Here is a 14,635-nt window from a genome sequence, read left to right on the forward strand (position 1 = left end):
TACTGGGCCTGCACCCTAGCAGCAATCCCTCCCCCGATTCGATGGCCTAGACCGAAACGAGCCGTGGATTTCCCGCCTCGACCGCCCATTTCGCCCGCGTGGACAGCGTTCCTTCCCGCCGGGTGATGCCATCCATCACCTTGAACTCGGTGGTCCACCGCTGACGCGTCACATCGCAGATGGCGTAGCCGCGCTGGGCGTTGTTGAATTTCAGCTGCGGATTGACCGCCTGGATCTTGGCCATGTCCGCACGCTGATCAACGCCATCGCCGCCCGAAGAGATCGAGGTGACGACAAATTCACTGGCGATCGGCGCGCCGTCGGGATGGGCGCCATCCAGAAACAGCTCGCCGGCATAGTTCTGGTGCTCATCGCCGGTCAGCACGATCATGTTACCGATCTTGCGGTCGCGGATCTGCTTGAGCAGCCGGTTGCGCGGGGTCCGATAGCCAGCCCAGGAGTCCGCGTTGGCGACGACCGCGGGGCCGGGATCACGATCCAGATCCATCATCATCACCTGCTGGGCCAGGACATTCCAGGTGGTCTTGGAGGCCGACAGGCCGTCCACCAGCCACTTCTCCTGCTTCAGCCCGAGGACCTCGGCCTTGAGATTTTCCAGCTCGCCGCAGACGCCCCACTGGTCGCCGCAGGGCTGATCTGTGCGGAACTGGCGGGTGTCGAGCAGGTTGAGCTCCAGCAGATCTCCATAGGCCGCGCGGCGATAAAGCTGCAGACTGGTCCCCACCGGGAAGGCGCTGGCCCGCAGCGGCATATGCTCATAATAGGCCTGGACGGCGGCCTGACGGCGGAGGTTGAACAGCTTGGGATCGGTGCCGTCCTGATCGATGTCCGACACCCAGTTGTTGTCGGTCTCGTGGTCGTCCCAGACCACGAACCAGGGCGCGGCGGCGTGGGCAGCCTGCAGGTCGGGGTCCATCTTGTACTGGGCGTAGCGGCGGCGATAGTCGTCCAGGCTGTAGATCTCGCCGCCGAAGTGTTGGCGGACGTTTTCCACCGGTCCGTTCGGCCCGTTCGACAGCCGATTGCCGCGCCCCTCATAGATGTAGTCGCCGTAGCAGAACACGAAGTCAGGGCGGTCCTCGGCCATCCGCCGATGGGCGGTATAGTAGCCGCCCTCATAGTGCTGACAGCCGGCGACGGCGAAGCGGACGCGATCGACTGGGGAGCCCAGGGCGGGCGTGGTGCGGGCCCGGCCCACGCCGCTGCGCTCGCTGCCGGCCACGAACCGATACCAGTAGTCGCGATTGGGCTGCAGCCCCGCGACCTCGACATGGACGGCGTGACCCAGTTCGGGCGGGGCGATGGCGACGCCCTTGGCGACCACGGTCTTGAAGCCGGCGTCGGCGGCGACCTCCCAGCGGACCTCAACGGGGACCATCGGCATGCCGTAGCCGATCTCGAACGGCTGAGGCGCCAGGCGGGTCCAGATCACGAAGCCGTCCGGGGCCGGATCGCCCGAGGCGATCCCCAGCTGGAACGGCGAGGAGTTGAAGATCGGCTGGGCCAGGGCCGCGCCGGTCAGGAACGGCAGCACCAAAGCGCTGGCCGCCGATCCCCCCAAGGTCTGCAGCAGATGACGGCGGGACAGGTTGTAGAGATCGATCGGCAGGGACATGGCGAAGCTCCGGAACTTGCGTCTCCGATAGCGCGTCCGTGTGACGGTTTGTCACCCGCAAGACTACAGTCTTCCCGCCTCCCCCAGCCGGTCCAGCAGCCAGGTCCGGGTCGGCGGCAGCGGCCGGTTCAGCGGGCCGAACACGAACTGCTCCAGGAAGTGGCCGGTGATCTCCAGCCCGGCCTTCACATCCCCCTCCGCCAGCCCGCCCTGGGCCGACAGCAAGAACGGCGGCAGGGGCAACAGCTTGTCCTTGTAGGGCGCGCCGGCCTCACGGCTGACGGCCCGGCCGGTGCGCGGGCTGACATAGATCAGGTCATCGAAACTGCCGGTCGCTGCGCATTTGGAGAGATCCAGGCCAAAGCCCAGCTCCTGCAACAGCCCCGCCTCATAGCGCACATAGACCGCCGGCCAGATGTCGGGGATCGGCAGCACCCCGATCAGCGCCTCCAGCGCATGGAACGCGCCCGGATGGGCCTCGCGTTCGGGCAGGGCGCCGGCCGCCAGCGACGCGGCGGACGACAGTCCGGCCAGGGCCAGGGGATCATCGAACAGGGCCGCGACGCCCTCGCCCATCGGCTCCAGGGTCGCCGCGCCCAGCTGATCGGACATCCGGGCGCGATAGCGGGCGGTCACCCGCGAGCCGGGCTGCAGGAACGGCTTCATCCGCCGCGAGGCCGCGCCCGACACATGGGCCGCGAACTTGCCGCGCTCCAGGGTCAGCAGCTCAACAATGGCCCCCGTCTCACCATGGATGCGGGCCGACAGCACCAGGGCCTCATCTTCCCATTCCAGGCTCATCCGCCCTCTCCCGGGGGGAGAGGGAGGGACCCGCCGCGAAGCGGTGGGAGGGTGAGGGCGTAAGACGTCGAAGGGCGTAACCCCTCATCCTCCCACGCCTGCGGCGCGGGCCCCTCCTTCTCCCTCTGGGAGAAGGAAAGACGATCAGACGTCAAAATCCAGACCCATGTCGTTGAAGACGCCCCGCTCTTCGGCCCAGTTTTCCTTGACCTTGACGTGCAGGAACAGGTGCACCTTGCGATCCAGGATGTCGCACAGCTCCTCGCGCGCGGCCTGGCCGATCCATTTCAGGGTCTGGCCGCCCTTGCCCAGCACGATGGCGCGCTGGCCGTCGCGCTCGACATAGATGGTCTGTTCGATGCGGGCGCTGCCGTCGGCGCGTTCCTCGAAGGCGGTCGTTTCCACCGAGGCGGCGTAGGGCAGCTCCTCGTGGACGCGCAGATAGATCTTCTCGCGGGTGATCTCGGCGGCCAGCAGGCGGGCCGGCAGGTCAGCGGTCTGGTCTTCCGGATACAGCCACGGGCTCTCGGGCATCATGCCGGCCAGGCGCTCCATCAGATCATCGACGCCGGCGCCGGTGGCGGCGCTGATCATGAACACCTCGGAATAGACGCCGGTGTCGAACAGCTCCTGGGTCACGGCCAGCAGGGTGTCGCGCTTGACGCCGTCGATCTTGTTCAGCGCCAGGATCACCTGGCGGTTGGCGGTCTTCAGGCCCTCGATGATGGTCTGGACGTCCTGCATCGAGCGGTGCTCGCCGGGCGTGGCCGTGTTGCTGTTCGAGGCCAGTTCGCCCTGGACGTCGACCAGATGCACGGTGACCTCGGCCTCTTCCGAACCGCTCCAGGCCGCGCGGACCATGGCGCGGTCCAGGCGGCGGCGGGGGCTGAAGATGCCGGGGGTGTCGACCAGGATGATCTGGGCGGCGCCGTGCATGGCCACGCCGCGCACGGGAAAGCGCGTGGTCTGGACCTTCTGGGTGACGATCGAGACCTTGGCCCCGACCATGCGATTGACCAGGGTGGACTTGCCCGCATTGGGCGCGCCGATGATGGCGGCGAAGCCGGCCCGCGTGGGCAGGGCGGTGTTTTGTGAGGTGGTGTCAGTCATTGCGCGTGCGTGTAGCACAGCGAGGCCGGGATTCCTCCATCTTTGGCGGGAAGGCGGGCGGCTTGGCGGGGGCGGACTTTGGGAGGGGGCCGTTGAGGCTGATGATCGAACTTCGGAGCCCAACAATTTTGAAGCCGTCTCAGATAGCACCAAGTTGAAGTTGACACATGTAAACCGCCATAGGAGGTTGGCTACTCGGGCTTGCGGGAACTTATGTTCAGCGCACTTTCCCCCATGGCTATAGCTTTGGTCATCCAACCGCCCAGTGACACGACCCATCACGCCTACGAGAGCCCCGCGCGATTGGTGGAATTGTCCAGAGATCGAGTTCTCAATCTGGACTGCCGCGGAGCCGAAAGCCCTACGATTGTCTTGGAGCCAGGTTGGGGCTCTTGGAGCATCGATTGGGTGAGGCTCTGGTCCGCGCTGGATGAAAGATCGGAGGCAGGTCATCCGTGCTCCCCATTGCCGACATCAACGCAGCTCGAGAAACTTGACCTTAGCCGGTGGCGTTTTGATCAACTGGAGGTCGCTAAAGCGTCAGAGGCCCAGATCGGACTGAGCATAGACATCAATGTGCCGAAATCGAATTTGAGCGGCTCTGGGCCGGGCCTCTAGCGAGCATGAATTCCAGGCGCCCTCCCTGGGTCAGCACAGCATGATCAATGAAGAGATCAGGCAGAGGCCGCCCATTCCACCGCGCCGCCACCAGACGCCCGTTCGCGGGTCCGCGCCTCTGGATCCTCACCACACGACCGCCAGGCAAGATGATCTTGGACCGGTCAAAGGATGGCGTGGTCAGGGCGTAGCGTGGCTCGCCCGGGATCAACGGGTAGAGACCAAGCGACGCCCAAACATACCAGGCGGCCATGCCGCCGGCGTCATCATCCATACCGTCGGCATAACCGATGGGGTCGAGTGCGAAAGCGCGGCCGCGCCATGGAGCCGCACGCTTGCCGCCGTTGGTGTACCCGTGGTCCATCGGCCGGTGCAGGATCTGGTCGACGAGGCGCGCCGTCGGTTCAGCTTCTCCGGTTGCCGCATACAGGAACGGCGCGTGAATGTCCGGCTGGTTGGTCATGTTGAACAAGCCCTCGCCAAAAAATCGCGTCAACTCGGTGCTGAACCGCTCCCTTCCCAAGCCTTCGCTGACCAACCAGTCGAGGTCGAAGACCGGCGCCCAGCGGTACTGCCAGAGCGTGCCTTGGTAGAGCCCCCTCGCCTTGACCACGTCGAAGTCGCCCGACACTTCGCCAAACACCCGCCGCCACATGCCGCGGTACGCCAGAGCCTCGCCGCGCAGCTGGTCGGCGCGCTCAACCTGGCCGAGATCGCGCGCAAGCTCGCCCGCAGCCCAAGTGTCGTATGCGGTCTCGATCTGCTCGTCGGGTGTTTCGCGCGGCAGGTCCTTCAGTTCGGCGACCATCAGCGGCAGAATTGCCTGGGCGTCAAAGCCGTCGATCCCCTTGCGGCGGAAATCGAGCAGGGCCACGCCGGCATGCTCGGTGCGCACCGTGATGAAGGGCTCTGTTTCGGTCGCCCATTGGACCTTGCCGGCCAAATACAGCTCGGCAAGCGAAGCGGCGATGTCGGATGAGCGGTCGGGGTCGAGCAGGCCCAGTAGCGGCAGCTGAGTGCGGTAGTTATCCCACACAGCCCAGCCGGCGTAGCGGTGACGCCCCTTTGGAGCCTGGTGCGCGGAGCCGTCCGAGCGACGATACCGGCCGTCGGCGTCGTCAATGCGCGCCGGGGTCTGCATGACGCGAAACAGGTGCGTATAGATCAGCCGCGCCCGCTCGCCATCGCCCGCGATCTGGACGCGCCCAAGCTCCTTGGCCCAGGCCGCGCGCGCCGCAGCGCGCACCTGTTCGAGACTTCGCCCGCCGACGGCGGTGTCGAGTACGCGCCGGGCGGAGGCGGGATCGACGACCGACAGGCCCGCGCGCACCGTCACACGGTCGCCGGCCGCCACCGGCAGGTCGAAGGCCAGTCGATCGCCGTCCAGGCGCGTAGGGGCGACGCGGACCGGCTGTTCGTTCAAGGTCAGAGTCGCGGCGAACGACAGATGATAGAGGCCCGCGTCACAGACCGTGCCGGCCGACATCCGCCCCCGCAGGTCGCCAGCCTCGCGCGCTGTCCATTCGGCCGTCCGCTGCCTGGCGTAGCCATGGCGCGGGTCGAACACGACGCGGACCATCCCGGCGCGGGGCATGTGGAACCGAGAGACGCCAGCCGCACCGAGCGCCGCCAGTTGGGCCTCGACGCCCTGTCCGTAGCGGACGCGATACCAGCCGGGCGAAGCGCGTTCTGAGCTTTTATCCAGGGACCAGACAGGGCCATCCCCCACATAGCCGACCGCCACATGCAGGTCGCCGCCCGCGCCGCCGCAGCCGACGCCAACGGCCCGCGTGTGCGAAAAACCGGTCAGTTGCCTGGCGGCGAAGTCATAGCCCGCATGCTCGGCCGGACGCGTGTCGGGTGACAATTGCACCATGCCGTAGGGGCCGGTGGCGGCGGGGGTCAACTGGCCGTGGTCGCCCGACGTGCCAACGAACGGGTCGACCAGATCGACTGGATCCGCACCGCGCGCCGCAGCCGGGACCACAAGCAGCGAGGACAGCACAAGCGCGCGCAAGGCGCCCTTGGCGATCATCACCGGATGACCCAGCACGCGGCGCAACCACGCCAGCCCGCTCAAAATCCTCATGTCGCGCATAACGCCCCACACATTTCCCCAACACCGCGCCAATAGAAGCGATCGATGACAACTTGGCGACGTCGGGAGACGGGTCAATTGCGACAAATCAGAGAAGAGAAGGCAAAATATTCGTGACGGCTGTCAAACTTGCCGGCTCTCACGTCTCTCCACCGTGCGCTCATGTAAGCACGGGGGATTAAATGATCAGTTCAAAGTCTCACTACCTGGCCGCAGCGGGCGGTCTGGCGCTCCTGGCGGCGTTTCCGGAATGGGCCACGGCCCAGGTCCAATCCGTCGCTGAACCCACCAAGACGACCACGACCGCCGATGGCACGGAAGTCGAAGGGGTGGTCGTCACCGGCTATATTCAGGGTCTGCGCCGCTCGATGGACGAAAAGCGCAACAACGACATGATCTCCGACAGCGTCAGCGCCGACGACATGGGCAAGTTGCCCTCGTCCAACCTGACCGAAGCCGCCTCGCGCATTCCCGGCGTCTCGGCCGTGCGCAACCACTTCACCGGCGAAGGCGACCGCGTCGTCATCCGCGGCATGTCGACCGAGTACAACGCCTATGCCGTCAATGGCGTGCGGATGGGCGGCACCGGCTCGCCCAGCGACAACTTCCACCGGGGCGTGCGCCTGAGCTTCCTGCCGACCTCGGGCGTCGACCAGATCACCGTCTATAAGAGCCTGCTGCCCTACATGGACGGCGACGCCATCGGCGGCACGATCGACATCAAGACCCCAACCGCCTTCGACTACAAGCCGACCTATATCGCCGGTTCGGTCGAGGGCACGTTGCTGCAGCAGCGCGACGACCGCACCTCGTGGGCGAGCGACCTCTCGATCGGCAAGCAGTTCAACGATCGCCTGGGCGTTTTCATCACCGGCAATTATTCCAAGCGCCGCTCGCAGTTCGAGCAGGTCGGCAACTCCGGGGACAACATGCCCCGCACCTGGTACAGCACCACCCAGAGCCTGGACTTCGATCCCAAGACCTTCGTGACCCGCGGTTTCGAGATGTCCACCGGCAATACAGACGTCGAGCGCTGGGGCTTCAACGGCTCGCTTGACTGGCGCGGCGACAACCACCTGTTCCACTTGCGCGGCCAGTATAACGAGTACACCGAGACCCAGTTCAGAAACCGCCTGAACTTCCGCAACGAAGGCGGCACCAGTGTCTCCAACCGTCTCGAGCAGGTCGACAAGAAGGCCGGCGGCCTGGCCCAGCCGCAGAACGCCATCACCGGCTACGGCGCCAAGGGCGCGATCTACAGCTACACCACCAGCCAGATCGTCGACCGCGACAAGGATGGCGTGATCACCGACGCCGACAAGGGCGGCGCCGGTTACTATAGCCTGAACGGCGCCTCGGGCGCGTGGGACCCGAAGGGCTTCCGCCTGCGCCGCTACTGGGAGGGCGGCACGACCAAGGGCCTGCTGTCGCTGGTCAATTTCGGCGGCGAAAGCACCTTTGGCGACTTCAAGATCGACTACGACCTGTCGCACTCGGAGTCCGAAGACAACATCATCGATAGCTACGAAATTTACTTCGGCCGCAACGCCTATCTGTGGAAGGGAAACGAAGGCGTCGAGATCCTCAGCCAGGACGATCCGCAGTACCTGAAGTGGGTGCTGAACCCGGCGGGCATGGCGGGCGTACAGGACCTCAAGGAGTTCAACGCCTCAAGCCTCAGCGGCAGCTATGGCGGCGCAAAGGAGACCCTGAACCAGGGCCAGTTCAACGTCCGCTACACGCCGACGGGCTCATGGCTTCAGGAAGTGCGCGCCGGCGCCAAGTACTACAAGTCAGAGCGCGAACGCGTGAACGGCTCGCTGATGGACCTGTCGCCCAAGGGCACGATGGCCGACTACTCGGCCCTGTTTGGCGAACCCGTCACCGACATGTTCGGCGGGCGCTATACCGGCCTCTACCAGTTGGGCGCGGTCATCGACACCGACAAGATGATGGCCGAGATCAAGCGCGGCCAGGCGGGCCAATCGACTCTGCTGACCAAGAACGAAGTGGACGCGATCGACTACGCCTCGACCTGGTTCTACGACGAGAAGGTCGTCTCGGCCTATGCGATGGCCACCGCCCGCTTTGGCGACGCCGAGATCATCGCCGGCGTCCGCATGGAAGACACCAAGAACCTCATCCGCGCCTGGACCGAGGATCCGGTGCACGGCGAAGACTACACCAAGGACACATCAGGCTTCACCAACTGGCTGCCGTCGGTCCATATCAACTACGACCTGAGCACCAACGCCAAGCTGCGCGCGGCGATCTGGACCAGTGTCTCGCGTCCGGACATCAACCGGATGACCTCGGTCAAGGAATACAGCTACAACAGCGATCCGGACGGCGACGGCGTCACCAACCCGACCAACCAGTGGGTGCTCGAGGCGATCAGTCAGGGTAATCCGAACCTGAAGCCTATGACCTCGACCAACTATGATCTGTCGGCAGAGTATTACAACGGCCGCACCGGCGCCTATTCGGTGGCCCTGTTCTACAAGAATATCGACAAGTTCCTGTTCCGATCATCGTCCTCGGTGATCCAGAACGGCACGGCAGGCGAGTTCGACGACCCGTCGGGCGTGTCGATCTCCCAACCGCTGAACGGCCACAAGGCCAAGATCTATGGCGTCGAGTTCAACGCCCGCCAGCAACTGCACTGGCTGCCTGCGCCGTTCGATGGCCTGGGCGTGGCGCTGAACGCCACCCTTCAGCGCTCAGAAGCCCAGACCGGCCTGTCCTGGCACCCCGAGGGCTACACCCTGCCCTTCATGGAGACTCCAAACCAGATCGTGAACCTGGAAATGTTCTGGGAGCGTAACGGCTGGGAGTCCTATGTGGCCTATAACTACCAGGCCGCGTCGCTGGAAGACATCGAGGACTACGGTAACGATCCCTATGAGCAGGACTACCACTTCGTGGATCTGATGCTGCGTCGGAACATCACGCCGAATCTGACAGCGACGTTCAAGGTCCAGAACCTGCTCAACAGCTATACCTATTACTACACCTTCGGGAAGGGTGAGGGCGGCGTGCGCGACTATATCGAGAACGGCCGCTACCTAAGCCTCAACATGAACTGGCGGTTCTAGACCCGCCTTGGGCTCGCGGGGGAAACGCCTCGCGAGCCTTCTACTTTCCACAAATCAAGGATCCTCCATGCGCCCCCTCGCGCGCCTCGGCGCCACCCTGTTCTCAAGCGCGATCACGCTCTGCGCCGCCCCGGCCTTCGCCCAGGTCTCGAACCTGCCCGAGCGCGTCATCGTCAACCTCACAGAGGCGCCGGCCACCAGCTTGGCCTTCAACTGGCGCGCCGCGCCGGGCTCCGGCGACGGCTTTGTCGAGTACGCGCCGCTAACGCCCGGCCCAGCCTTCGCCCGGCAAGCCGCTCGCCTTCCCGCCCAGCGCACGCAGGCAGCGTTCAAGACGCGCGACGACCAGGACGTCTCAGCCGATTATTACAGCGCCCGCGTCACCGGTCTTCTGCCAGCCAACCAATATGTCTATCGGGTCGGCAAGGAGGGCGCCTGGTCACCCTGGCGTCAGGTGCGAACCGCCGCCGCAGAGCCCAAGCCATTCACCTTCCTGTACATGGGCGATGTCCAGAACGACATTCGCTCGATGGGCGGACACGCGGTGCGGCGCGCCCTGCGCGAGACCCCGGATGCGGCCTTCATGCTGTTTACGGGCGACCTGATCAACCGCGCCGACAACGACGCCGAATGGGGCGAATGGTTTGACATGGCCGTCGATCGCATCGCCGAGACGCCGTCGCTGATGACCCCCGGCAATCACGAATACACCAAACCGCAGGGCGCGACTGCCCAGGCCCTGGCTCGTCAATGGCGGCTACAGTTCAGTCTGCCGGACAACGCGCCGACCGAGGCTCTGAAGGAGACCGTCTATCGCGTCGACTACCAGGGCGCGCGCCTGATTTCGCTGGACGCGGACATGATGGACGAAAGTCCCGACTCCGCTCGCGCCCAGATCAACTGGCTGGAGCGACAACTGACCGGCTCCCCCGCACGCTGGACGATCGTCTTCCTGCACTATCCGCTGTACTCGACCGCAAAGGGTCGCGAGAACGGTGAGCTTCGGGCGGCCTTGCAGCCGATCTTCGACCGCCATGGCGTCGACCTGGTGCTGGCCGGCCACGACCACACCTATGGCCGCGGTCGCCCGCATCCGCAGGGGCCAGTCTACATGGTCTCCAACATCGGCCCCAAGCAGTACCCGCTTGGCGACCTGGACTGGACCACCCGCAAGGGCAGCGGCATCCAGTTGTACCAGCAGTTGGAGATCTCGCCGACGCGCCTGACCGTGCGGTCCTTCACGATCGACGGCGCTCTCTACGACGCCTTCCAACTGGACAAGGCCGGTAGGGCTCCCGCTGTCTTGAAGGACCTCAAGCCGGCGACCCCGGAACTGATCCTGCGGCAGGACGACAAGCCATGAGCGCTGTCCTCCTGGGTCTTCTGGTGGGACTGGCGGCGACGCAGGCCCCGGCCGCGCCGATCTGCGGCGCGACGCCGGCCATGGCGCGGCTGCAGATCGAGTTGGACCGTCCGCGCGGCGCCTTGCTGATCGCCGCGCACCGGGCCGGACATCTGCGCGCGCCGGAGAACTCGCTGGCGGCCATCGATGAAGCGCTCACCGAAGGCGCCGACATCGTCGAGATCGACATCAAGGTCTCGGCCGACGGCGTGCCGTTCCTGATGCACGATCAGACCGTGACGCGCACCACCGGCGGCGAAGGCGACGCCGAACGCCTGACCTACGCCCAGGTGCGCCAACTGACGCTGAAGGGCGGTCAGGAACCGCCGCCCACCCTGCTGGAAGCGCTGCGCAGGACCTGCGGGCGCGTGCTGGTCGACCTGGACCTCAAGACCGACCGCGTCGCGCCGATCGCCGCCGTCGTCGAGGGACTGGGCATGACCGATCAGGTGATCTTCTTCGACGGCGACAGCGCGGTGTTGCGGCAGGTCCGCGGGCTGGCGCCGACGGCCCGGGTGATGCCGCGCGTGAATACGCCCGACGGCCTGGACGCCGGCGCCAAGGGCTTGGCGCCGATCGCGATCATCCATGGCGACCCCGACTCTCTGACGCCGCGGTTGCAGGCGGGCGTCCGCGCCCTGCACGCCCGCACCTGGATCAACAGCCTCGGCGACGTCGACGCGGCGATCGCCGCCGACGCGCCGGACGTCTGCGCGCGCCTGGGCGCCTTGGTCGGCCTCGACGCCAATGTGATCCAGACCGACCAGCCGCGGCGGCTGCGGGCGGCCGTGGCCGCCTGCGGCCTGAAGGCGGCGCGCTAGAAGCTGCGGCTTACGGCCAGTGTCACGGTCGGACCATTGCGGATATACTCGCGCAGATGGTCCGGCCCCGAGCCGAAGGTGTACCAGTAGGTATGACTGTTGAGGGCGTTGCGGACCTGCAGCGACGCCAGACCCTTGGCGCCCAGGCGTCGCCTGAGGCTAAGATCCACGAAGCTGTAGCCGCGCTCGTAGGGGTCGTTGCCAAAGCTGTCCATGCCCTCGAGAAAGGCCGACTGGTGGTTCCAGCCGATGGCCGCGTCCCAGGCGCCGCGCTGCCAGAACACCTCCAAGGACGCGAGCAATTCTGGCGCCTCGGTCAGCGGCAGGACATCGCCCGCGGGCCGCCAGGAGATGTTGGCGGCCGCCTGACTGACCTGCCAGGTCAGCGTGGCGGTCAGGCCCAGGCCTTTCAGCGGCGCCGGGACCGCGTCGAAGGCGTGGCGCAGGCCAAGCTCGACCCCGGTGATCCGCCCCCAGCGGCCGTTGACATAAGCCTTGACGGGGACGCCGTCCTGCGAGCCGGCGTCGACCAGTCCGCCATCGCGGATCGTGGAGGTCGAGGGGCGGTAGAGGAAGTTGCGGATGTCCTTGCGAAACAGCGCCAAGGACCAGATCGTCGAACGACCGTAGTGTTCCAGCGACAGGTCGTAGCCCGTGGCCGTCATCGGCAGAAGGTGGGGCGTGCCTTGGCGCACCTGGGTCAACACCCACTCGGCCTCGGGATTGGCCTCGCCATCCTTGTCGGGGTCCTGATCGTAGATGTACTGCTGTCCCAAGGTCATGCGGGCGATGTCGGGACGCGCAAAGCTGGTCCACAAAGCCGCGCGAAGGGTCAGGGTCTCGCCCAGCGACCGCCGATAGTGCAGCGAGGGCAGGACGTTGGTGAACGCGTTGCCGTCTCGCGCCATCCCATCGCCGCGGATCGCGTCGGCAATCGGCATGGCCATGCGGCTGCGCGTATGTTCGACGCGGACGCCGCCCGTCAGCAAGTTGTCGCCCCAGCGCGCCGTCGCCATGGCGTAGCCGGCCAGGGCGTCTTCGCGCAGGATAAAGTTCGTCACCCTGGTCTCCCCGTCGCCGTCCGGGTCGATCCGGAAAAAGCGACCAGCCCCGGCATAGGCCCGCTCCAGCTCTCGCAGCATCGCGTCGGAGTCGAGGATCACGCCCAATTGGTGCTCGCCGGCGTAGCGCCCATCGAAGAGACTGGCGACCGGATCGCCGAACAAGCCGCCCAGGTCGGCCAAGGTTTGCGGCCCCTCCAGCGTGGAGCGTGTGACCGAAACGCTTCGTCGGTCCGACCGCATGTAACGCCCGCCCATCTTCAGGGATTCGAGCCAGGACGCGGTCGGCGAATAGGTGATGTCGACCTGGCCCTGGACCAGCGTCTCGGCCGTCTCCTCCGTACCACCGGTCAGGCTGCGGAACGCATAGGACGCCGGGTCCTGCACGCCCTGCATCCCGGCCGGGTTGAGACCCCAGACGGGATAGCGCGGATCCCCCGTCTGGATGACCTCCACCCCGCGGTTGCCCAGCCAACCGACAGCATCGGTGCGGAACTCCAGATTATAGCCGTCGTCGAGATCGTCCTCGGACCGCGACACCGACAGGTCGTAGTCGATCCTCCATGGCCCCGCCCACCTTTGGCCGCCCAGGGTGACCGAAGACAGCAGGCCTGATTCCCGCGTCGCCTCCCAGAACCGCCTGAGGCGAAAGCCCATCGGATCCCAGACGCCGGACGCGCCGTCGAGACTATAGACCGACCGCACCTTGCGGTCGGCGTCGGTGATCCGGCCGTCGCCGTCGACATCCTTCACCTGCGCGGACGTATAGCCGTAGATGCGGCCCAGCAGGGCGTCGGCGCCGACAATCATGTCCTCGGGCTGGGCAAGGCCCGTCACGGTCTGGTCCACCTGGGTGAACCGCTCGGTTCCTTTCAGGCCGTCATTCCGGAAGTTCAGACGGTTGCGATACTCCTCGCCGTCATAACGGTTGTACTGGACACGCAGGTGCAGCGCCTGAGAGGTTCCGCGCCAGTCCAGATTGCCGTTGAATCCGACGCGGCGGACGCGGGTCTCGCCCACCGCCAGCTCCATGCCACGCATGACGAAGGTGTCGGGGTCCCAGCCCACCGACTGCACATCGCGATACCAGACCCGGGGCAGGTCGTCGCTGTCGCCGCCGACCATCTCGAACCGCGAGCGGGCGTTGCTCCAGTTGGCCGCGATGAAGACGGCCAGATTGTCCGAAAGGCGGCGCGAGGCGGTGAGCGCCAGCTTCCGCGTCGGCGGACGATTAAAGCGCATGAGCCAGCCGGTCTCCGCCGACAACCGCACATGATCCTCGTCGGCGTCGAACCCCGACGGCGTTTGGATGTCGATCAGCCCGCCTAGCGCATCGCCGTCCATGTCGGGGGTCAAGGTCTTGTGCACGATCAGGGCGTCGACGCCGTCAGGCGGCAGGTAGCTGAGCCGCACGCCGCGATAGAACTTGTCCGCCCGCGATCCCACGCCGCCCAGACGCACGCCGTTGATCCGGTAGGCGTTCCATTCCGTGGACATGCCGCGCACCGTGATGCGGTCGCCCTCCCCGGTCTGGTGATTGCGCACAACGTTCACGCCGGGCAAGCGAGCCAGGGACTCGGCGACATTGCTGGTGGGCAGGGCTCCCTGGTCGTCGGCGCTGACAATGTCGCTGACGCCATCGTTGCGACGCTTCATCTCAAGCGCCTGGCGCGTCGCGCCGCCCCGGCCCAGCACCAACACCGCCTCGACGGGCATGGCTGGCGCCGACGCGGGCGCCGGGATGATGGCTTCAGGTGCGGCGGCCTCGACCACCAGGGTGTCGCCAATGCTACGCACGCGCAGGCCCTGCCCCGCGACAAGCCGCTCCAGCGCCCCGCGCGGGGTCACCTGGCCGCGGACACCGGGCGCGATCAGGTCGCGGATCAGCGCGCTGTCGGCGAGGATCGCCACCCCCGCCTGCCGCGACAGCTGGCGAATAGCTTCAGGCAACGACCCGCCTGCTATGCGGAAGTCGTATCGAAGGGGCGAGACG

At 66.2% G+C, this 14,635-nt stretch carries 8 protein-coding genes; 3 read left to right on the forward strand and 5 right to left on the reverse strand.

Annotated features, from left to right (window positions below; all coding sequences use genetic code 11):
* Positions 1-46 precede the first annotated feature (46 nt).
* From ACW18B_RS15945 to ACW18B_RS15960, 4 genes are all read right to left on the reverse strand, one after another.
* Complete coding sequence (locus ACW18B_RS15945; protein WP_492048002.1) at positions 47-1,636, reverse strand: alkaline phosphatase D family protein; 1,590 nt, start codon at positions 1,634-1,636, stop codon at positions 47-49.
* A gap of 63 nt (positions 1,637-1,699) precedes the next feature.
* The gene (gene recO, locus ACW18B_RS15950; protein ID WP_492051749.1) at positions 1,700-2,431 is read right to left on the reverse strand and encodes a DNA repair protein RecO; all 732 of its coding nucleotides are present in this window, start codon (positions 2,429-2,431) and stop codon (positions 1,700-1,702) included.
* A 150-nt stretch (positions 2,432-2,581) separates the two neighbouring features.
* The gene (gene era / locus ACW18B_RS15955; RefSeq protein ID WP_492048003.1) at positions 2,582-3,547 is read right to left on the reverse strand and encodes a GTPase Era; all 966 of its coding nucleotides are present in this window, start codon (positions 3,545-3,547) and stop codon (positions 2,582-2,584) included.
* 571 nt (positions 3,548-4,118) lie between these two features.
* Positions 4,119-6,200, reverse strand: coding sequence for a glycoside hydrolase domain-containing protein (locus tag ACW18B_RS15960; protein WP_492048004.1), 2,082 nt, complete (start codon positions 6,198-6,200; stop codon positions 4,119-4,121).
* Positions 6,201-6,445: 245 nt separating this feature from the next.
* Here ACW18B_RS15960 and ACW18B_RS15965 point away from each other — a divergent pair, with 245 nt between their 5' ends.
* From ACW18B_RS15965 to ACW18B_RS15975, 3 genes are all read left to right on the forward strand, one after another.
* Positions 6,446-9,358 (forward strand): TonB-dependent receptor, encoded by a 2,913-nt coding sequence (locus ACW18B_RS15965; protein WP_492048005.1) that lies wholly within the window; start codon positions 6,446-6,448, stop codon positions 9,356-9,358.
* A 67-nt stretch (positions 9,359-9,425) separates the two neighbouring features.
* The gene (locus ACW18B_RS15970; RefSeq protein WP_492048006.1) at positions 9,426-10,721 is read left to right on the forward strand and encodes a purple acid phosphatase family protein; all 1,296 of its coding nucleotides are present in this window, start codon (positions 9,426-9,428) and stop codon (positions 10,719-10,721) included.
* Entirely contained in the window at positions 10,718-11,581 is an 864-nt protein-coding gene (locus ACW18B_RS15975; RefSeq protein ID WP_492048007.1) for a glycerophosphodiester phosphodiesterase family protein, read from the forward strand. Before ACW18B_RS15970 ends, ACW18B_RS15975 begins: the two co-directional genes overlap by 4 nt.
* On the opposite strand, the gene ACW18B_RS15980 is transcribed toward ACW18B_RS15975, so the two are convergent.
* The gene (locus tag ACW18B_RS15980) at positions 11,578-14,592 is read right to left on the reverse strand and encodes a TonB-dependent receptor (RefSeq protein ID WP_492048008.1); all 3,015 of its coding nucleotides are present in this window, start codon (positions 14,590-14,592) and stop codon (positions 11,578-11,580) included. The genes ACW18B_RS15975 and ACW18B_RS15980 overlap by 4 nt on opposite strands.
* Between the last annotated feature and the right edge of the window lie 43 nt (positions 14,593-14,635).

This window comes from Caulobacter sp. FV2ps19, from assembly GCF_058681035.1.

What these genes read in the sequence shown, in the direction of transcription:
- ACW18B_RS15960 (WP_492048004.1), bottom strand. Translation starts at nt 6,200, where the DNA reads ATGATCGCCAAGGGCGCCTTGCGCGCGCTTGTGCTGTCCTCGCTGCTT.
- ACW18B_RS15945 (WP_492048002.1), bottom strand. Translation starts at nt 1,636, where the DNA reads ATGTCCCTGCCGATCGATCTCTACAACCTGTCCCGCCGTCATCTGCTG.
- ACW18B_RS15975 (WP_492048007.1), top strand. Translation starts at nt 10,718, where the DNA reads ATGAGCGCTGTCCTCCTGGGTCTTCTGGTGGGACTGGCGGCGACGCAG.
- era (WP_492048003.1), bottom strand. Translation starts at nt 3,547, where the DNA reads ATGACTGACACCACCTCACAAAACACCGCCCTGCCCACGCGGGCCGGC.
- ACW18B_RS15965 (WP_492048005.1), top strand. Translation starts at nt 6,446, where the DNA reads ATGATCAGTTCAAAGTCTCACTACCTGGCCGCAGCGGGCGGTCTGGCG.
- ACW18B_RS15970 (WP_492048006.1), top strand. Translation starts at nt 9,426, where the DNA reads ATGCGCCCCCTCGCGCGCCTCGGCGCCACCCTGTTCTCAAGCGCGATC.